Raw genomic sequence first — 20195 nt, 5'->3', positions numbered from 1 at the left:
CGTGGAAGCCTCCTTCCATTTCATTGTAGTATCTACCCGTAAATATTCCATAAACCAGTTCTAAAAAAAGTATAAACAATGCCCGGCAGCGAGCCATAACGATTCATGGTGCCGGAGTCCGAGTAAAGGTAACACAGATTCTGCTATACTGGAACGAGCAAATAAAGAAACAGGTGAATCGCATGTTGGTTATTACACAGAGTGAAGTCAAAGAACTGCTGACCATGAAGGGATGTATCGGCATCATGGAAGAGGTGCTGGCCGACCTGACTACGGGAGAAGCGGTACAATCCCTACGAAGCGTTGTTCCGGTACACGGGGGCAATTTGATGGGACTCATGCCTGCGTACTTGAAGCGGGAGGAGAAGGTTGGCGCCAAAATCATTACCGTCTTCCCGGATAATCATGCGAAGCGATTACCGTCGCATCAAGGGTTCGTATCGCTGTTTGATGCGGTTACGGGAGAGCTCGAAGCCATCGTGGACGGCAGGCAGATTACGGCCATCCGCACTGCGGCAGTCAGCGCAGCGGCGACGAAGCTGCTTGCTCGCGAAGACGCGGCAGCGCTTGCGGTCATTGGGACCGGCGAGCAAGCGCGCAGTCATATTGAAGCGATGCTGCTCGTGCGGCCCATTAAGCGCATTGCGATATGGGGGCCGAACCCGGCCCATGCGGCGCAGCTTAAGCTGGAGACCGAGCAGCGCTTCGGCGCGCACGTCATCGTAGAAACGATGACGACTGCGGAGCAAGCGGTGGCCGAGGCCGATATTATTTGCACCGTTACGGCATCAACGACCCCTGTTATCCAAGGAGAATGGGTCAAGGATGGCGCACATGTCAACGCGGTAGGGGCATGCCGAGCGAAGGACAGGGAGCTGGACTCCGAGCTCGTGCGGCGTTCGGAGCTGTATGTTGACCGCAGGGAATCTGCCGTAAATGAAGCAGGCGATTACCTTATTCCGCTTGCGGAAGGCGTGATTACGGAGGCGCATATTCGAGGCGAGCTTGGCGAACTGTTGACAGGCAGCGAGCAGGGGCGAAGCTCGGAACAAGCGATTACCTTGTTCAAGGCGCTTGGACTGGCGAGCGAGGATTTGGCGGCAGCTGGTTTTATATGGAAAGAAGCGATTCGTTTACATAAAGGCACACCAATTGACTTGTAGGAGAGGGAATTCAGCATGAATCACCAACCAGAGGGACTGTACCCTTTCCCGTTATCGGCGGAGGAAGAAGAGCGAGCAAGACAGCTGCATGAGCAGATGATCATCATTGATCTGCTGTTCCAAGGACCGCTGTCACCGAAGGCGATACCTGCGGAGGTATCCGAACAATTGCGCGAACAATGCGAACCTTATCGGGATCAACCGATGGAATACAGCATGATGCCAGCCAAACTCATCAAAGGCATGATTGCCCGCGGGGGGCTTGCTGAGTTCAAAGAAGAATGGTACCGCTCCGGCATTACAGCTGGTAATCGGGAGCTCGATCTATCGAGCCCGGAGAGCGTCGTCACGAGCATGGGCGACGTGCAGCGCCAGTTCGATGCCGTGGACTGGCTGGATAAAGCGCTGACGGCTGAGGATATTCGAGAGGCCAAGCGCAGCGGACGGAAAGCCGGCATCGTAACGGCGCAGGAGAACGATGGCCTGGGCAAAAACTTGGATTTGCTCGATACGCTTCATCACTTCGGACTCCGAATTCTACAACTGACGTACAACAATCAGAACTATGTGGCTTCCGGCTGCATGGAACCTTCGGACGGAGGCGTAAGCAAATTCGGTGCGCGTTTCATCGGCCGTATGAACGAGCTCGGCATTATCGTCGATACAAGTCACTGCGGCAAACAAACGACGCTTGATGCGTGCAGCCTATCCGCTCAGCCTGTTATTGCTTCGCATACCGGAGCTGAAGCCATATACGGGCATGCTCGCTGCAAAAGCGATGAGGAAATAAAGGCGATTGCCGCAACAGGCGGCGTTATCGGTGTGTTCGCCATGCCATGGTTCGTACACGGCGATCCGAACGATACGACGATGGAGCATGTGCTCCATCATATCGACTATATTGTGCGGCTCGTTGGCGTCGATCATGTCGGCATCGGTACCGACTGGCCGATGAGTGATGTGGAATGGGCGCTTGTCCATTTCAAGGAGCATGTGGCGCCGATGCTTGGTTTTGCCAAAGGGGACGGGCCTTCCACGGAGACGGTGAAGGGGCTGGAGAAGTACAGTCATTTTATCAACTTTACGCGGGGTTTGGTTGCCAGAGGGTATCGGGACGAAGAAATCGCGAAGATTATGGGCGGCAATTGGCTGCGCGTGTTTGAGCAGGTATGGGGATAGGGGGCAGCGAGACGAGTATGAGTAAACGACTACAAGAGACAACGTTTAAGCTCTATTGTGCAGGCGTGTATGAAGGACGGATTCGATTTACGGCAGATAAGATTATGCATGCCAAGGTAGATGCAAGACGTCGGACGCAAATGCAGGAAAATGTACTGTCGGAGCAGGCTCCCTACATGCTGCCCTTGCAGCGAATCAAGCAGTTCCTTGATCAGTACGAGGGAGCGGCTTGGAGCGGGGAAGAGGTTAAGCTGGCGAACGGAGACGTGTATCGTCAGCATATCCGCTATACCGCTGGCATGGATGGCCGTGAAGTAACTTCGCAAGTGTGGGCGCGGCGGCTGGATACGGCAATGGATGTGGTGACGGTGGATGGACGCGTCATTGGCTTCGTGGCACCGAACCGGTACGGGATGGAAATTCTCGTTGCCGAAGGTTATGAGGCGCTGACTCCGCTGGTGATCTACGATTCGCCAACGTTATCGCAGGCACGATATGGCATTCAGGAGCTGGGAACGGACTTAATCCCGATGCGGGATGGCGTTCGTCTTGCGACGGATGTATATCTGCCAGAGGGCATCGAACCCGGGGCGAAGCTGCCGGCCATTCTGATTCGTACCTGCTATGACCGCCATATGAAGAAGGATCAGCTGAAACGCTGGGCGAACAAAGGCTACGCTGTCGTCAATCAGGATGTCCGCGGACGGGCAGATTCGGAAGGGGAGCTTGTGCCGTTCTATTACGAGCGGGATGACAGCTCTGACACGATCGATTGGATTATTGCGCAAGACTGGTCGGACGGTAACGTTGGCATGTGGGGCGCATCGTACCTCGGTTATGTCGTTACGGCTGCAGCCACCAGCGGACATCCGAATTTAAAGGCCGTCGTTAACGAGGTTAACGTAGGCTCACCGTTCGTGGATACGGTGCGTAAGGGCGGCACGGTATGCTCGTGGCCCTTGCTGTGCTGGACGCTGGCGCAGTCGGTGGGGACGCGGACGGACTTTAATATCTTCGCGGGGATTACGGTGAATCCGGAGAAGGCTGTCGATGCGAGGCCGATCCGCGACATTCCGCAGCAAATGATCGGACGAGCATCCGGGCCCTGGGACTTGTGGAGCGAGCATCCGGAGTACGATGATTTCTGGCGGAACTGCACGTACTCCGAGCGAGGCCATCAGGTGAAGGCGCCGATGTTCGTTATCTCCGGTTGGTACGATGGCGATAGTGCAGGCGTCTCGGAAACGTGGCGCATGCTGACAGAGCATGATGTGCCGAACCGCAAGCTGTGGCTCGGACCATGGGAGCATGGCCCGAACCGGGCACGGGATCTCATGGGCGTAAGCTTCAGCAACGAAGCGGTCGTTTATGATTATGATGTGAACGTGCTGCGCTGGTTCGATCGTTTCCTTAAAGGCATGGACAACGGCATCGACCGGGAGCCGAGAGCCGCTTATTATGTGGTCGGAACCAATGAATGGCGGACCTCTGAGGATTGGACGCCTGTTGAAGCGGAGATGCGCAGCTTCTACCTAGGCAGCGGCGGCCGAGCGAATTCGAGTCTCGGCGATGGCGTGCTGGGAGCCGCGCCTGCGACGGCAGCTCAGTCGGAGCCGGATTCGTATCTGTACAATCCGGATGAGCCTGTGGCAGACAGCGGGGAGCGAGAGCCGGAGAATATGCGCAAGCATGAGCTGCGCAGCGATATCCTTGTCTATACAGGCGAGGCGTTGACGGAGGAGCTGACCGTTGCCGGCGAGTTGTCTTGTGAGCTGTATGCGGCGAGCGCAGGCGTCGATACGGATTGGGTCGTGACGCTGAGCGACGTAGATGAGAAGGGTAACTCCATTCGACTTTCCAACTATATCGTGAGGGCCAAGTATCGCAATGGCTTCGATGTACCTGAACTGCTAACGCCGGGCAAGATAGAGAAGTATACGATCTTCCTGCAAAATATTGCGCATACGTTCAAAGCGGGACATCGCATTCGATTCACGATCACGTCCTCGAGTAAGCTCGTTGCCTTCCCGAACACGAATACCGGCCTGAATCCATACGACGATCCGCAGCCGGTGATCGTAAAGCAGACGATCTATCACTCGGCTGAATATCCGAGCAGAGTGCTGCTGCCTGTACTTTAGACCTAGCCAAAGACCGAATCTGCCAACCGGCGGATTCGGTTTTTTTAATGCTGCAATCGACAGTAGTCCCGAGCTGTTGACCACTTTGCAGCGCGAAATGACAGTTTAGGCCATTTTTCCTAACATTATTAAAATAATTTCGCATTTTGAAGGCGTTTTCATATTTTTGTGTAGAAATTTGTAAGGCTTCCATAGTATTTTTATACTAATAGATAAATTTGCATACCGTCGGATGTTCTAGAAACTAGGGGAATGGGGATCCATTTATGTTAAAAGAACAAATGAGATATTCACGTCTCGCGAATTTAACGAAGCTAATCAATACGAAGCTTGAGCTGCGTGAAGTGTTGGAGCATGTGACAACGGCGATATCCGAGGAAATTGTACGCTGCAATTCGGTAGGTATCTATTTGCCTCAGGAGGACGGCACATTCCGCGGTTATGTCGGCAAGCCGAGCGTCATCAACGGCTGGACCATCGATATGCATGTCATCGATACCGAGATGGATTTGCTGGCCAAAGAAGTCATTGAAACGAAAAAAACGATCTATATCCCCGACACCTCCCGAGATACGCGTCCTGACCCGCGAGCTGTGCAAGGTTTTCAAATAAAATCCCTGCTGGTACTCCCCATTTCGTTCGAGCAAGAGCTGTTTGGACTTGTATTTTTATTCGACTATGGGATTCCGATGAACCTGACTCACTCTGAGATTCAGACGGTTGAAGCTTATGTGAATATGGCGGCTGTTGCGATTCAAAATGCCAAGAACTTAACGCATAAAGAAAATCTGATTTCCGAGAAGCAGCTGCTCCTTGATGTGACGCGTGATTTGGCGATGTGCTCCACGATGCAGGAGAGCTTGGACAGCTGTTTCTTCTATCTGGGCAAGGTGCTCGATAATTACAACATCGGCGTCCATCTCTTGGACCCCATTACGGAGAGTCATATTCGGCCGGCGAAGCTGAGCAAGAACAGCGACTGGACGGAAGAAGACTGGATTGAAGCCCATAGCAAAATCCGCATTGACGAGAGCAACGACCCGGTGATCCAAGAGGTCATTCGGACGAAGAAGGCTGTGCTGATCCCGGATGTCTTCGCAGATGAACGGCCTAACCATGAAGTATGCCGCAATTTTGGCATGAAGGGGATGCTCGTGCTGCCGATCGTCTCGATGGGCGAGGTATTGGGGGTTATTCCGGTCGTGAATTTGGAGGAAGGCAGCTTTGTCTTCTCGGAAGCGACTATTCAGCTCGGGCAGTCGATTGTCGATGCGACCGCTTCGACGTTATCGAACCTGCTCTACATGGAGAAGCAAGAAATCATTATCAAAGAGAGAACCTCGGAAGTTACGGTGAAGAACAAGGAGCTTGAACGTGTCGTGACGGAGCTGCGGCAGCTCAGCCGAGAGAAGGAACTGATCCTTAACTCGGCCGGCGAGGGCATCTTCGGCTTGGATCTTGATCGTAAGATTACATTCTGTAATCCGGCTGGCATCGCCATGTTAGGTTATGATTCAAGCCAAGAGATCATCGGACAGGACTCCTGCACCATTGTGACGGGCCAAGATCCTCCGACCGGAAGCGATGGCAATTGGAACCGGCATTATCAGGATGAGAAGTTCTGCAGAAAAGATAAATCCGTCTTCCCGGTTGAATATGTGATCTCCTCCATCCGAGAAGGTAACGAAATCGTAGGGGAAGTTGTAACTTTCAAAGATATTACGCAGCGGAAACAGATGGAAGAAGAGATCAAATATCGCGCGTATTTCGACAGCTTGACCGATTTGCCCAATCGCCTTCTGCTGAAGGACAGGCTGAATCAAGGGCTGACACAAGCTCAGATCAATAACGAGAAGCTAGCGGTGCTGTACCTGGATTTGGATCGCTTCAAGTTTATTAACGATTCAATGGGTCACAGCTACGGCGACCTCTTGCTGCGGGATGTGGCCAAACGGCTCAGTGACTGCGTGCCGCTGGGAGCGACAGTTTCGCGGCAGGGCGGCGACGAGTTCACGATCTTCTTGCCTAATATTAAAAACGAGAACGAAGTGCTGAAGGTTGTCCAGCTGGTTGTCGATTCCTTCACGGATCCGTTCCAGCTGCTGGACAATGAGATCTACATGAAGGCAAGCATCGGCATCAGCCTCTATCCGGACAACGGGGATACGAGCGAAACCTTAATCAAGAACGCGGACACGGCCATGTACAAATCCAAGGAAATTTCGGGAAACAGCTATCATTTCTTCAGCGAGGGCATGGACACCAGAACGTTCGAGCGCGTGAAGCTGGAGAACGATCTCTATAAGGCGCTTGATCAGAATGAGCTTGAGATTTATTACCAGCCGCAAATCAACTACAAAACGAAGCGGATTGTCGGTGTTGAAGCGCTGCTCAGATGGAATCATCCGAAGAGAGGCCTTATTGCGCCGGATCAGTTCATTCCGATTGCAGAAGAGACGGCATTAATCGTACCGATCGGCGAATGGGTGCTTAGAGAGGCATGCAGGCAGTTAAAGGAATGGCAGAACCTTGGCTATCCGCTGTTCCGGATGTCGGTCAATTTGTCTGTTCGTCAGTTTGAACAGAACAATTTGTTCTCGATGATCAATAACGTACTCAGGGAAGTTGGATTGTCTCCCGAGCATTTGGAGCTGGAGCTCACCGAGAACCTGATCATCAAGAATCGGGAATTGACGCTCAAAACAATGAAGGAGCTCAAGGGGCTCGGCATCAAGATCGCCATCGACGACTTCGGAACGGGGTACTCGTCACTTGGCTACTTGAAGAGCTTGCCGATCGATACGCTCAAGATCGACAAATCATTCATGCAGGATATCACCAACGACGATGACAATGCGGCCATTACGAACATTATTATTACGCTGGCACAGAACTTGAACTTAAGCGTTATCGCTGAAGGTGTTGAAACCCAGCAGCATGTTCAATTTCTATTTGCCCGTGACTGTTACTTAATGCAAGGCTATTACTTCAGTCGCCCTATGAAGGCGGAGGATATTGCAGAACAATTTCTTCATATTTAATGCGATTGGGAGGCTGGAGACATGAGAGCAGCAGGGGCGGTATTGGAGTTTTTACGGGAAAATGGGGTGAAGCATCTATTCGGAATTCCGGCAGGCTCCGTTAATGCATTCTTCGATGAGTTATATGACATGCCGGAAATCGAACCCATTGTTACAAAGCATGAAGGCGCAGCTTCGTATATGGCTGCGGCCTACGCCAAATACACCGGCCAGCTGAGCGTAGCTATCGGCTGCAGCGGGCCGGGCGCAACGAATTTGGTGACAGGCGCTGCTAACGCGATGCGGGAGCATCTGCCGGTTTTGTTTATTACCGGGGCTGTTCCCGTCAGCACAATGGGATTGAATGCTTCGCAGGAGCTTGATGTCGCTCCTGTATTTCGTCCCGTGACCAAGTATAGTGTGTTGGTCACGGAAGCGAAGGATCTGCTTCGTGAAGTAGCCAGAGCCTGCCAAATCGCCATCTCCGGCGTGCCGGGACCTGTTCACGTGGCGATTCCGATAGACGTTCAGCATGCGGATATCGGCAACCCGATCCTACCGCCCTTACTCCCGCGCAAACCGATGATTCCTCAGCTTACTACGATAGAGACAGCGGCGAAAGCGCTGCGGAAGAGGCAGAAAGGCTGCATCTTTGTCGGACAAGGGGTTAGGGGTTCGGTGGAATCCTTGATTGAGCTGGCAGAGCTGCTGGCATGGCCGATCGTCACAACGCCGCAGGCCAAAGGCTATATTCCGGAAAGCCATCCTTTGTATGTCGGCGTGTTTGGCTTCGCCGGCCATGAAGCGGCTTCGGCTTTGATTGCCGAGGATGACGGCGGCGCATTGCTAATTGTGGGCTCCAGCTTAGGCGAGACCGCTACGAACAACTACAATACGAATCTGACTAAGGGCCGTTATACGGTGCAGCTGGATTTTGACGAAACGGTGTTTAATCGCAAATATAAGATTGATCTGCCTATTCTTGGCGACATCCATTTGAGCTTGCTGATGTTGATCGAAGAGCTTAGAGCGCTTGGAGCTTCGGGCCAGAGAAGGGAAGTTGACGTAGTTAAAGAGCAGCACTGGCCGCTTCTTAATGCAGCCGAAGACTATAACACAAGAAATGTGCTGCTGAACATTCAAGAGTGCCTCCCAACGGATATGCGGTATACGGTAGATATCGGAGAGTTCATGTCCTACGTCATTCATTATATGAAGGTGCGGGATTGGGATTCGTACAACATCAATGTTCACTTCGGGGCGATGGGAACGGGGATTGCATCGGCGATCGGCTCCAAATTGGCGGAACCGGATCGTCCGGTGGCGTGCATTACAGGAGACGGCTGTTTCTTCATGCACGGGATGGAAATCCTGACAGCCAAGGAATTGGGATTGCCGATCTTGTTTATTGTGGTTAATAATGCCCGATTGGGTATGGTGTATCACGGGCATTCGCTGCAATTTAAGCGGACCCATCCTTCCTTCGAGCAGGAAGCCGTCAGTATCGCGGGAATGGCTGCTGCGATGGGGATACCGAGCTACCGCATTAACGGGATGGACGATATCCGTTCCGAGCTTATTGAGCCGTTAACGGCATTAAAGGGACCGGCGATTCTAGAGGTAGCCTTAAAGGACAACAGCACCCCCCCGATGGGGGATCGCGTTAAGTTTCTCTCATCCTTCGGCAAGTAGAAGCAGTGTTAGAGGTGAGCGCAGACGGTTCGAATGGTTGCCATAACCGATTTCATCGTTTGACCCTTAAAGGCGTCCGGAACAGGTTCGCCGTGGGGGCTTGCGTATGAACAAGTTCGAGCTTCCACATCGCAGGTGAACCCCAAGCTGACCAAGGCTTCCAGCAGCTCCTGCGGCAGCTGCGCGGTGCCGGCGTGCTCCGCATAATAGGGGGTGGGGTAAATGCTCACTCCTACGTCATCGGTCCCTGTGTGGACGACGAACAAGTCCCGTTCATGCCGCAGCATCCATTGCCCTTTGGAATAGAGGGAAATTCGAGCCTGCTCCAGTGCTGATAAAGCATCCAGATTAATCGCGAACGTTTCATTGATCATCCTGCGCACCTCTGTGCCAGTCACTGAACCAGCGGCCTGCTGGAGGAACGCATCCAATACGTCTCGCGGCAGAGGCGATACCTGAAGGGTTTCGAGATTGAAGTTGAAAATGCGCTGGATGATTGCGATCAGATCAGAGCTGTTGATTCCTTCATGATGTGCGTCAAGGAGCTTGTCCATTTGTGCGGCTTTCGTCATCCGATATCTTAACCACCTTTACCGTTGGATAGTGCCATCTAACTATTTATTCGGCAATTAATGGATAAAACTAAAGGTCGCCTTTCAAAGCGACGATTTACCAGTAGAGCTGGGCCGATTATTCGGCTTAGCTTTTTTTTGTTGACGACTTCAGGGAAAGATGTTAGATTGGTTTTACACAATTAAATTGCATGCAATTAAAATGACAAGGGAGAGATTAGACATGGAAACATTATATACGGCAATCGCAACAGTAGAGGGCGGACGGAATGGCAAGATAACTTCCTCCGACGGTGTGCTTAATCTGGATTTACGTATGCCGAAGTCGCTGGGCGGTAACGGTGAAGAAGGTACAAATCCGGAGCAGCTGTTCGCAGCAGGCTACTCGGCTTGCTTTGACAGTGCATTGAACTTGGTGGCTCGCTCGCAGAAGGTCCAGCATTCCGGCACGGATGTAACTGCGCACGTGAGCATCGGCAAAGATGCGGAAGGCGGATTCGGGCTGGCTGTACAGCTTCACGTGAACATCGATGGCGTGGAGCAGCACACGGCGGAAGAGCTGGTCAAAGCGGCGAAAGGCGTATGTCCGTACTCCAAAGCAACACGCGGAAATATCGAAACGAAGCTTGTTGTAAATGGACAGCCTGTAGGCTAACACTTCGATTGTACTTGTGCCATTCCCAAAAAAATGCTATAAAAAAGAGAGTGTTTAGCACTCCGAAAGCTAGAGTGCTAACGACATGACTGCGACATTTTTTGGGAGGGTATCGACTAATGATCAAGCAAGAGTTTAAGGCAGAGTCCAAGCGACTGCTCGAAATGATGATTAATTCCATCTACACGCAGCGAGAAATCTTCTTGCGGGAGCTGATCTCCAATGCGAGTGATGCCATCGATAAGATTTACTACAAGGCATTAACGGATGATAACCTGGTATTTAACCAGGCTGATTATTATGTGAAAGTGACGGCCGATAAGGAAGCACGCACGCTCACGCTCACGGATACCGGTATCGGTATGACGCAAGAAGAGCTGGAGAACAATCTTGGCGTCATCGCGAAGAGCGGCTCTCTGGCGTTCAAGAAAGATAATGAAAGCAAAGATGGCCATAACATTATCGGCCAGTTCGGTGTTGGCTTCTATGCAGCGTTCATGGTAGCGGACCGCGTGACGGTAACCAGCCGTGCACTTGGCAGCGACGAAGCGTTCAAGTGGGAATCCGAAGGGGCGGACGGCTACACGATCGCGCCAGGCGAGAAGGCGACCGTCGGCACAGAGATCGTGCTCCACATCAAGCCGAACACAGAAGACGACAACTATGACGAGTTCCTTGAGGAATACCGTCTGCGCACCGTCATCAAGAAGTACTCGGACTTCATTCGTTACCCGATCAAGATGGATGTGAAGGGACAACGTCCGAAAGCGGGCAGCGAGGGCGAAGAAGAGGCTGAACTGGAATCGTATGTGGAAGAGCAAACCGTGAACAGCATGGTGCCGATCTGGCGCAAGAATAAGAGCGAGCTGACTGCAGCAGATTACGAGCAGTTCTACAATGAGAAGCGTTACGGCTTCGATAAGCCGCTCAAGCATATCCATATCAGTGCAGACGGCGCGGTTGTATACCAAGCGATTCTGTACATTCCGGAGAGCACGCCGTTCGATTACTACACGAAGGAATACGAGAAAGGACTTGAGCTCTATTCCAACGGCGTTCTGATCATGAATAAATGCGCGGATCTGCTGCCGGACTACTTCAGCTTCGTCAAAGGGATGGTCGATTCCGAGGATCTGTCGCTGAACATCTCCCGTGAGATGCTGCAGCATGACCGTCAGCTGACGCTCATCGCGAAGAACATTAAGAACAAGATCAAGAGCCAGCTGCAAAGCCTGCAGAAGGACGAGCGCGACAAGTACGAAACCTTCTACAAAGCATTCGGTCGCCAACTGAAATTCGGCGTGTACAGCGACTACGGCATGAACAAGGACACGCTGCAGGATCTGCTGCTGTTCCACTCTTCCAAGGAGAAGAAGCTGGTTTCGCTGGACGAATACGTGTCGAGAATGCCTGAAGACCAGAAGTTTATCTACTACGCTGCAGGTGATTCCATCGAGCGGATCGAGAAGCTTCCGGCTATCGAGGTTGTTTCGGACAAGGGCTATGAAATTCTCTACTTCACCGACGATATCGATGAGTTCGCAATCAAGTCGATCATGAGCTACAAAGAGAAGCAGTTCAAGTCCGTCTCGAGCGGCGATCTCGGTATTGAATCGGATGCGGATAAGGATGGGCAGGATGCAGAAGAGAGCGGCAGCAAAGAGCTGTTCGAGCAAATGCAAACGATCCTTAGCGGCAAAGTAATCAAAGTTAAAGCGTCGAAGCGTCTGAAGAGCCACCCAGTGTGCCTCTCCAGCGAAGGCGAAGTATCCATTGAGATGGAGAAAATCCTGAAGGCGATGCCGAACAACCAAGACGTGCAGGCGGAGAAGGTGCTTGAGATTAACGTCAATCACCCGGTATTCCAATCGCTGAAGGAAGCGGCCGACAAGGATGCGGAGAAGCTGAACCTGTATACACAGCTGCTTTACAACCAAGCGCTGCTGATTGAAGGCTTGCCGATTCAAGATCCGGTTGCTTTTACCAATGCGATTTGCAAAGTAATGGTATAGAAATGAGAAAGAGACCTCGTGTGAGGTCTCTTTTTTCGTGCGATCTTATTTAGTTCGCAGCTTGAGCAGCTTGCTCAATTCTCACCGCGTTGGCTGGTTCATCCCATGTGACATGGGCACCGAGCGTCTCCGATAGGAGGCGAAGCGGGACGAACACGCTGTCGTTCACGAAGACCGGCTTCTCTTGCGAAGGCACGACGCTGCCGTTAAGCGTGGTGCGGCCGGTGACGGAGTTCAGCACAATCGTAGAAGTGGCATTCTTCGCAATGACGGATCGGGTTGGGATATCCCAGCGAACCTCCGCCCCCATTTGCTGAAAAACTCCCCGTATCGGCACATAAGCCGAGTTATGAAGCAGCAACGGCGGCATGGTCAGCTCGGTTTCTTGGTCATTGAGGTAGACGGCAATTGGCTTTCTCACGAATTGCGGTGTCTTGATTTCCGTTTCCAGTGCGCCAAGCCCGGTTTGCCCATATTGATTAGCTCCCCATGACATGACATGGCCATCTTGTAAGCGAACGAGATGGTTAAGACCGGAAGAAGAAATCGAAACTGCGCCTGTGATGCCGGGCACTTGTGCAGCATGAGGAATGCCGTGATGGTCTACGGTCCAGGTCCATACCGTACCGTCGGCTTTAACGGCAGCATCCATACTAATGGAGACGATATCTGTCAGCCCCGGTACTTGAAATGGCTTCAACATCGTTCGCTCCGGCTGATACCACGCTTGATTGGTCCACATCCATACCGTACCGTCAGCGCGCAGCGCCGTTCCATAGAATTGATCGATATCCATGGCGGTATATTCGCCGTCTCCCTTGACCATGGAAGGCTTGCGAATGACATCCGACTTTCCGCCGCCGTAAGCTTCCAGCCCCCAAACCCAAATCTCGCCGCCATTGCCCAGCGCAGCAGACGTGTACATCCCGGCCGCGATGGAGACGATGGAGGGCAGATTCTCTATTTGCACCGGCTTTAAGGCATTTTGACGCGAATCGTTGCCTAGCTGCCCTTTCTCATTGCCGCCGAACCCCCAGACGGTTCCATCTTGTCGCAGCACAAGGCTGTGGTTATCACCGGCAGAAACCATGATGATATCGGACAATCCATTCACTTTAATCGGGGAAGTGGTAATCGCCGTAGTCTGTTTGTCATTCCCAAGCTGTCCATGCTCATTGCCCCCGACTGACCAAACGGAGCCGTCATCCTGCAGAAACAAGGCATGCCGGTATCCACCGGAAACTCTGGTCACATGATCCAAATGTAATTGCATAGGTGTATAGGCGGGAGTCGTAGCTCCATTACCGATCGAGGCGGTGCCTCCGCCCCATGCCCAAACGCTGCCGTCCGACTGTACCGCATAGGAGCTATGCGCGCCGGAGTCCATCTGCGTGATAGCGGTGAGAAGCTTGTCTGAGGCATTTCCGTCAGCAGCAGCTGCCATAGTTGGGGTCAATAACGATATCGTGAGCATTACACCCAGCAAAGCTCTTCTAGGTGATTGCCGGTAGCTCTTCTTAGTCATTGAAGTCATTGAGCACACTCCTCTTGATAAACGTTAACCATTTGACGCAGCTAACGGACCAGAAGTTTCAGGCGGCGTGCATGCAATGTGAAAAAAGCGACCTTCCCTCGGTAAGGAACAAGTCCCGAGATAAGATCGCTGTTATTGGTAAACCATCCGGCTGAGCTTATTGCAATGTATTCGAGGCGCCGTATGGGAACTGACTGGAATAGCCGTTGAACTGCTGGTAAGCTTCGTCGAGTTTCGTCTGCTCTTCGGCTTCCAGCTTGTAATGTCCCTTGCGGAACATCAGCTCGAAGATCTCGTGCTGGCATTGATGCGTCTCAGTCAGCACCGTCATAATATCCTGATGGAGGGAGGTATGACTGGCTTCATTGGCTGCGATGCTGAAGCTGTCACCCAAATACTTTTCCGTCGCCAGGATATCGTTGATGCGGTCGCGATCCGTTAACTCGGGGCCTTTTACCTGCGGCTCATAGGGCGGTTTCGGATTTTGGATCGAATTCTGATTGTTCGGGCTCACGATCGGTGTACCTCCTTTCTAATGTTGGGGAACGTTCTTCATTTCCTGCGTGTTGTTGTTCTGCAGATGCTTGAGCAGAAGGGTATAGTGGCGTTCATGCATCTTGCCTGCTTTATGAATGGCTTGGCCGATTTCAGGGTCAGAGCATTCTCGGGCAAAATGGCTGCATTTCTTCATGGCCAGAAGAAGCCAGGACAATTGGTCTTTCAAATAAGACGCGTCTTTGGTTGTAATGACTTTGGGCGGCACCGGCATGATGCCTGCCTGCTGCTGAGTGGATTGCGTTTGCTGCACGTGAAATGACCTCCTTTACGTATTCCCGTATAGCTTGCGCAATTCCGCCAAAATAACTCCGTGCCTCCGTGATTCACTTTTATTGCCATGGTAACTTATGACGATTTTAAGCTTTTCTTAAGATTTAGCTTCTATAGTGATGGGATGTGATGATGCGAAACGAGAAGTCACGGTGTGGAAGCCGCGACTAAACATACAGACCATACAACAAAGGGGTGCAGCATAATGGACAACAACTTAGAAACGACATCGATGACGCCCAGAAGGCGAACTTCCCATCCTGTGCAACGCACAAAGAAACGTTGGCAGCGAACGGTCAAGCGGTTGTCTGCCTTACTGGTTGTGGCCGTGCTGGCTGGCAGCGGATGGTTCTACCTGACGCCATCCGGCTCCGATATTCGGTACATGATGGCGGATACGCTGATTACGAGCAAGCATCGTTATTTGGCGAAATATTTGATCGGACAAGCAGAGCTAGATAACCGTGTAGCGGCGTATAACGAGCAGTTCGATGCGATGGCAGACGTCAAAGATAATCATAATGTCAATCTGGCCTCACACCCGAAGGGGACGGTGACGATTGAGCCGATTTCGCGTAAAGGGTTTAAAGGCTATTTGATGTATGTGCATGATCCGAAAATGATCCGTGTCGTCACGACCAGCATTGTCGGTTCAGGCGAACGAGTGGAGAGCATGGTGAAGCGGACAGGTGCCATTGCCGGCGTGAACGGCGGCGCATTCGATGATCCGAACTGGAGTGGTAATGGGTTTAAGCCGGCCGGTATCGTCATGTCCGGCGGGAAAGTGCTGTATAAAGGCAACGGTATGAATGCGAAAGTGAATGTGGTCGGTATTGACCGCAACGGTTTGATGGTGGCGGGTCGTTATTCGCCTAAACAGCTGCTAGCCATGGGGGTTTCGGATGCGGTAACCTTCCAGCCCAAATTTATCGTGAACGGCAAAGGCCTTATTAAGAGCGAGGCCGACGGCTGGGGAATCGCGCCTCGTACTTGTATGGCGCAGCTGGAAGACGGCACGATCGTATTCGTCGTAATCGACGGGCGCCAGCCTGGCTATTCGGTCGGTGCAACGTTGTATGATGTGCAGAAGATTTTGCTTGAGAAGGGTGCCGTGACGGCTGCGAATTTGGATGGCGGTTCATCCACGGTCATGGTGAAGGATGACGAAGTAGTCAATAAACCTTCAAGTAAGTACGGCGCGCGTTACTTGCCAACGGCTTTTCTCGTATTCGATCATCCCGAGGATGTGAAGCTGCCGAATATTTGGGCGGGCATCGACATGAATAACTTCGACTCTTCGAAGAAGCGTACGCAGCAGCAGGCCTCATAATTCTTTTGTTGGCAAATGCCTTCGTGTCCCCTATTGTGTGGTGGACATGGAGGCTTTTTATATATGGGTCGGTCGCTATTTTGAGGATAAATCCCAGTTTGCGCGCACATAGTATAAGGTGTTGAATGGATGAACAGGAGGAACGCATGTGGTTGTGGTATGGCGCTGCTCGGCAGTTCTGCTGTGCTTTTGCCTGTTATGCGGGTTTCAGCTGCCGAAGAAAGACCGTTATTTCTATGAGAGCCGGGGGGATATCATATGGGAGGTGCCGCTCAATGAGAAGAAGATTGCGCTCACCTTCGATGATGGTCCCTATCCGGAAATGACGAATGACATACTGGATCTGCTTAAGCTGTACAATGCCAAAGCGACGTTCTTCGTACTGGGTTACCGTGTCAAAGAATTTCCGGAACTAATTAGGCGAGAAGTCGCGGAAGGTCATGAGGTTGCCAATCATACATATAGCCATGCTTTTCTGACGAAGGGCACCGCGCTCTCGACGATTCAGAATGAGATTATGCAGACGGAGGATTCGCTGGTCGCGCTGACCGGCAAGAAGCCGCATTTATTCCGTCCTCCGGGCGGCTTCTACAGTGATCAGACGATTCAAGTTGCACGCAAGCTCGGCTACACGACAGTGCTCTGGTCCTGGCATCAGGATACCAGCGATTGGCGCAGTCCGGGCGTGAATTATATTGTGCGCAAGGTGCTCAAGAATGCAAGGAACGGGGATATTGTTCTGCTCCATGACTATATTCCCGGTTCTATCCATACAGTGAAGGCGCTGCGGATTATCCTTCCGGAGCTTGCGCGGCGAGGGTTTAAGTTTGTCACCGTATCGGAGCTAATCGAAGAGAAAGCACATGCATATCCGTAACAAAATGCGTAAATCTGCGTACCCATAACACAAATGTACCTTTGAGGTGGGTGAACGGTTTTGGAAACCAAGACAGTCAGGGAAACGCGGTGCTTCAAAGTGTCACGGGTGTTTCCGACGGATGTCAACAATCACAATACGCTGTTTGGCGGGAAGCTGATGTCGTATATCGACGATATTGCTTCGATTTCCGTCTCGAAGCTGTGCCGAGCTACGGCGGTAACGGCCTCAACGGATTCCGTCGATTTCTTGCAGCCGATACGCCCAACCGACTCGGTCTCGCTGGAATCGTTCATCACGTGGACGGGCACGAGCTCGATGGAGGTCTTCGTGAAGGTTATCCGCGAGGACCTAAGAAGCGGTGACCGCAAAATCGCCGCGACCGCTTTTCTCACCTTCGTAGCGCTGGATGAGAACAACCGTCCGACAGGCGTTCCGGAGATTGTGCCGGAGACGGAGGAAGAGAAGAAGCTGCACGAAACCGCCGAGCGCCGCGCCGAAATGCGAAAGCACCGCAGAGAAGAAAGCAAGAAATTCGCGGATTTCTTGCTGACGAAGTATCCGTGGGAGTAGCTTGTTTCTGCTAGTATGCTTTTGATCGCCAGTGAACGTCTATTTCCGCTTTCTGCGGAAGTGGGCGTTCATTTTGTTGAGGAATGTTGCTTTTCCGGCAACATTTCGCCTCCAAATAACTAAAAGCTCCCAGGACCACACATCCTCCGAAACGCGGCAGAATCGAGCAAAGAGTAGCTCCCACGACTACTGCTGGTACGCTTCATGCGCACATTCCGCCCAATTCCCGCATAAGCAGTTCCCTAGTTACCCCAGTCATTCACCTATTCCGCCGACCGACCACCAAAGTAGCTTCCTAGGCACTCTCATACTCGAATAAGTCGAATCTCTGCGACTTCGAGCCAGCAGCAACTTGCGATTTATCGCCAAACATCCGCGACTCCATCGGAATTAGTGAAACGTTTCGCAATTCCGCCTCATTATCCCATTTTCGCAGCTGATTTTCCCTGTATAAACGACACTTAAACAAGCAATCTTAATTTTGGTCACTATCATATAAGAAATGATCCGTATTCATCTTGAAAGCGCTTCATGTATAGTGTGGATATAGAAATGAAGGAGGTAGACGGATACCTGATACGCACGCGATCTTCATTGGGAAGCGCATTCAATAGCGAAGCGTTGAAGAAACTCCCGGTCTTTGAAACGTTTCTATTCTGTGTAGAAGCAAGTCGTGCGAACGCTAAGCTCATGAGTCGGAGTTACTCAGCAATTGGCCTAAAGTAAAGTTTGGAAATAGCGGATTTGCACCATTACTTCAAGTAAACAGGGGGATTTTAAAGATGAAAAAGAATTACAAAGTTAAGCTTGCCTCTCTTACATTGTGTCTATCGTTATCGCTATCACTCGCAGCTTGTGGAAACAACAACAATAATAGCGGTTCTTCCGATTCAAATGAAACCGCTGACATCTCCAAACTGCTGGATCCGAACTCGGAGCCCAAAGATCCTGGCAAATATTCGCCGGCCATTGAAGTAACGACGGTTCATACGAACAACGGCGTTCTGCAAAATATGCCCAAAGATATCACGATTGAAAACAACATTTATACAAAGACTTGGGAAGAGAAGCTTGGCATCAAGCTGAAATATAATTGGACTTCACCCGCCGAGCAAGCCGAAGAGAAGATGAACCTGATGATTGCAAGCGGCGACTTGCCTGACTTCTTCTATGTAACGCCTCCACAATTCGAGAAGCTTGCATCGACCGGCCAACTGGAGGATATTACGAAAGTCGTTCAAGACTATGCGTCTAAATATACCAAGCAGTATTTGACAGGCGACTACTTGGGATTGCTTGAAGGCGTAACGAAGAATGGCAAAATCTACGGTTTGCCTAACGGTATGACCTACCACGATCAAGGCAACATGCTCTGGATCCGTGAAGACAACTTGAAGAAAGCCGGCCTAGAGGCGCCTAAGACAGTTGCTGATTTGGACAAAGTGCTTGAAGCGTTCAAGAAGAACGACTACGACGGCACAGGCGGAGAGAAATACCCGATTCCACTGGCAGACGCCAGCATGGATTCCGTTAACTGGGGTATCGGCGGCGCGTTCTTCAATATGTTCCATTCGTATCCGGACATTTGGGTGAAGAACAGCAAAGGCGAGCTCGAGCACGGGATGTTCGGTTCAGAAACACGTGAAAACACGCGTGCTGCGCTTCTGAAACTGCAAGAGTACTACAAGAAAGGCTACATCCACCCAGACTTCGCATCGCTTGACAGTGCGAAATACAACGAGCAAATCGTGAATGCACAATCGTTCGTCGCTTTCGGCGGACTGTGGGATGCTTGGTGGCCGCTTAACCTAGAACTTGAGAAGAACCCGAATGCGAAATGGGAGCCGGTAGGCATTCCATCGGTAGACGACAAACCGGGCAAATCTTCGGTTACGGCAGCGACCGTTCTTGGTGTCAATGTAGCGAAGAAGGGCGTTAAAAACCCTGAGGCGCTTGTAACGATGGCGAACCTGTTCCATGATTTGAACAACAATCCGGAGACGATGCAGTTCGGTAAATACAACACAGATCCGACAACGAACGCAGGTATTTTCCAACTGTACTCGATGCCGATCTACAACCCGTCGTTCAACTATCAAGCATTCCTAGACATTAGCGATGCATTCAAAACAGGCTCGACGGATAAGCTGTCCGAAGCGTATAAACTGTTCTATGATCAATCCAAATCCTATGCAGATAAGAATGATGCTGCCGGATTCCCGTCCTACCTGTCCTATACAGACAAAGGCTCCCTTGCTGTCGTAGATCAGTACATCAAGGAAAAAAGATTCGCGATGAACGAGTACACAGCTATGCCGACACAAGAAATGCTCGACAATGCACCAATCATCAAAAAAGCATGGGATGTTATGTTCCTGAACGTAGTGAAAGGTGCAGACATCAGCGCGTATGACGATTTCTTGAAGCAATACGATTCCATGTATGCTTCCGCTGTAAATCCGGTCGTGAACAAATGGTTTGAAGCGAAGAACAAAGAAAGCGTTCAAGAGTGGTTTGAGAAGAAATAAGGAATTGGAGTAGAACCTGCAGAGTTCGGATGGCACGTGCATCCGTTCTCTGCATCTATTCTTAGCCTTAAATTTAGTCATCGTAAGGGGC

The 20195-nt window shown here is 51.4% G+C and carries 15 protein-coding genes; 11 read left to right on the top strand and 4 right to left on the bottom strand.

Going from position 1 to position 20195, the window contains the following annotated elements; all coding sequences use genetic code 11:
* Window positions 1–182: 182 nt before the first annotated feature.
* The 5 genes from AC0YNS_RS20760 to AC0YNS_RS20740 all read left to right on the top strand — a co-directional run bounded on the left by AC0YNS_RS20760 (window position 183) and on the right by AC0YNS_RS20740 (window position 9195).
* The gene (locus tag AC0YNS_RS20760; protein WP_475782876.1) at window positions 183–1163 is read left to right on the top strand and encodes an ornithine cyclodeaminase family protein; all 981 of its coding nucleotides are present in this window, start codon (window positions 183–185) and stop codon (window positions 1161–1163) included.
* A gap of 15 nt (window positions 1164–1178) precedes the next feature.
* Window positions 1179–2342 carry a dipeptidase gene (locus AC0YNS_RS20755; protein ID WP_475782875.1) on the top strand — a complete coding sequence of 388 codons (1164 nt, stop codon included), beginning with the start codon at window positions 1179–1181 and terminating at the stop codon, window positions 2340–2342.
* A gap of 17 nt (window positions 2343–2359) precedes the next feature.
* On the top strand, window positions 2360–4483 hold the full coding sequence (locus tag AC0YNS_RS20750; RefSeq protein ID WP_475782874.1) for a CocE/NonD family hydrolase: 2124 nt from the start codon (window positions 2360–2362) through the stop codon (window positions 4481–4483).
* 266 nt (window positions 4484–4749) lie between these two features.
* Window positions 4750–7524, top strand: a complete 2775-nt coding sequence (locus AC0YNS_RS20745) for an EAL domain-containing protein (protein ID WP_475782873.1) — start codon at window positions 4750–4752, stop codon at window positions 7522–7524.
* Between the two features lie 21 nt (window positions 7525–7545).
* Window positions 7546–9195: a thiamine pyrophosphate-binding protein gene (locus AC0YNS_RS20740; protein WP_475782872.1), complete on the top strand. Its 1650-nt coding sequence runs from the start codon at window positions 7546–7548 to the stop codon at window positions 9193–9195.
* Between the two features lie 8 nt (window positions 9196–9203).
* Here AC0YNS_RS20740 and AC0YNS_RS20735 read toward each other — a convergent pair whose 3' ends face one another.
* On the bottom strand, window positions 9204–9767 hold the full coding sequence (locus tag AC0YNS_RS20735; protein ID WP_475782871.1) for a hypothetical protein: 564 nt from the start codon (window positions 9765–9767) through the stop codon (window positions 9204–9206).
* 223 nt (window positions 9768–9990) lie between these two features.
* Here AC0YNS_RS20735 and AC0YNS_RS20730 point away from each other — a divergent pair, with 223 nt between their 5' ends.
* Both AC0YNS_RS20730 and htpG read left to right on the top strand, forming a co-directional pair.
* Window positions 9991–10422 (top strand): organic hydroperoxide resistance protein, encoded by a 432-nt coding sequence (locus AC0YNS_RS20730; protein WP_475782870.1) that lies wholly within the window; start codon window positions 9991–9993, stop codon window positions 10420–10422.
* 119 nt (window positions 10423–10541) lie between these two features.
* Window positions 10542–12434, top strand: a complete 1893-nt coding sequence (gene htpG, locus AC0YNS_RS20725; protein ID WP_475782869.1) for a molecular chaperone HtpG — start codon at window positions 10542–10544, stop codon at window positions 12432–12434.
* A gap of 49 nt (window positions 12435–12483) precedes the next feature.
* Here the strand turns inward: htpG and AC0YNS_RS20720 are convergent, their stop codons facing one another.
* From AC0YNS_RS20720 to AC0YNS_RS20710, 3 genes are all read right to left on the bottom strand, one after another.
* Window positions 12484–13968, bottom strand: coding sequence for an RCC1 domain-containing protein (locus AC0YNS_RS20720; RefSeq protein ID WP_475782868.1), 1485 nt, complete (start codon window positions 13966–13968; stop codon window positions 12484–12486).
* Window positions 13969–14125: 157 nt separating this feature from the next.
* Window positions 14126–14482 (bottom strand): spore coat protein, encoded by a 357-nt coding sequence (locus tag AC0YNS_RS20715; protein ID WP_475782867.1) that lies wholly within the window; start codon window positions 14480–14482, stop codon window positions 14126–14128.
* A gap of 18 nt (window positions 14483–14500) precedes the next feature.
* Window positions 14501–14776 (bottom strand): hypothetical protein, encoded by a 276-nt coding sequence (locus AC0YNS_RS20710; protein WP_475782866.1) that lies wholly within the window; start codon window positions 14774–14776, stop codon window positions 14501–14503.
* Between the two features lie 225 nt (window positions 14777–15001).
* Between AC0YNS_RS20710 and AC0YNS_RS20705 the strand changes: the two genes are divergently transcribed.
* The 4 genes from AC0YNS_RS20705 to AC0YNS_RS20690 all read left to right on the top strand — a co-directional run bounded on the left by AC0YNS_RS20705 (window position 15002) and on the right by AC0YNS_RS20690 (window position 20104).
* A complete protein-coding gene (locus AC0YNS_RS20705) occupies window positions 15002–16126 on the top strand; it encodes a phosphodiester glycosidase family protein (protein ID WP_475782865.1) in 1125 nt (374 codons plus the stop codon).
* A gap of 148 nt (window positions 16127–16274) precedes the next feature.
* The gene (locus AC0YNS_RS20700) at window positions 16275–17003 is read left to right on the top strand and encodes a polysaccharide deacetylase family protein (RefSeq protein WP_475782864.1); all 729 of its coding nucleotides are present in this window, start codon (window positions 16275–16277) and stop codon (window positions 17001–17003) included.
* A 60-nt stretch (window positions 17004–17063) separates the two neighbouring features.
* A complete protein-coding gene (locus AC0YNS_RS20695) occupies window positions 17064–17576 on the top strand; it encodes an acyl-CoA thioesterase (protein ID WP_475782863.1) in 513 nt (170 codons plus the stop codon).
* Window positions 17577–18358: 782 nt separating this feature from the next.
* A complete protein-coding gene (locus AC0YNS_RS20690; protein WP_475782862.1) occupies window positions 18359–20104 on the top strand; it encodes a type 2 periplasmic-binding domain-containing protein in 1746 nt (581 codons plus the stop codon).
* Window positions 20105–20195: the final 91 nt, after the last annotated feature.

Source organism: Paenibacillus sp. J22FR21, from assembly GCF_056269135.1.
This window is presented reverse-complemented; position numbering and strand designations above follow the sequence as displayed.

Bases quoted from the DNA above. Each gene is read 5' to 3' on its own strand.
- AC0YNS_RS20730 (WP_475782870.1), top strand. From the start codon at position 9,991: ATGGAAACATTATATACGGCAATCGCAACAGTAGAGGGCGGACGGAAT.
- AC0YNS_RS20735 (WP_475782871.1), bottom strand. From the start codon at position 9,767: ATGACGAAAGCCGCACAAATGGACAAGCTCCTTGACGCACATCATGAA.
- AC0YNS_RS20750 (WP_475782874.1), top strand. From the start codon at position 2,360: ATGAGTAAACGACTACAAGAGACAACGTTTAAGCTCTATTGTGCAGGC.
- AC0YNS_RS20745 (WP_475782873.1), top strand. From the start codon at position 4,750: ATGTTAAAAGAACAAATGAGATATTCACGTCTCGCGAATTTAACGAAG.
- AC0YNS_RS20755 (WP_475782875.1), top strand. From the start codon at position 1,179: ATGAATCACCAACCAGAGGGACTGTACCCTTTCCCGTTATCGGCGGAG.
- htpG (WP_475782869.1), top strand. From the start codon at position 10,542: ATGATCAAGCAAGAGTTTAAGGCAGAGTCCAAGCGACTGCTCGAAATG.
- AC0YNS_RS20740 (WP_475782872.1), top strand. From the start codon at position 7,546: ATGAGAGCAGCAGGGGCGGTATTGGAGTTTTTACGGGAAAATGGGGTG.
- AC0YNS_RS20760 (WP_475782876.1), top strand. From the start codon at position 183: ATGTTGGTTATTACACAGAGTGAAGTCAAAGAACTGCTGACCATGAAG.
- AC0YNS_RS20720 (WP_475782868.1), bottom strand. From the start codon at position 13,968: ATGACTTCAATGACTAAGAAGAGCTACCGGCAATCACCTAGAAGAGCT.
- AC0YNS_RS20705 (WP_475782865.1), top strand. From the start codon at position 15,002: ATGGACAACAACTTAGAAACGACATCGATGACGCCCAGAAGGCGAACT.
- AC0YNS_RS20690 (WP_475782862.1), top strand. From the start codon at position 18,359: ATGAAAAAGAATTACAAAGTTAAGCTTGCCTCTCTTACATTGTGTCTA.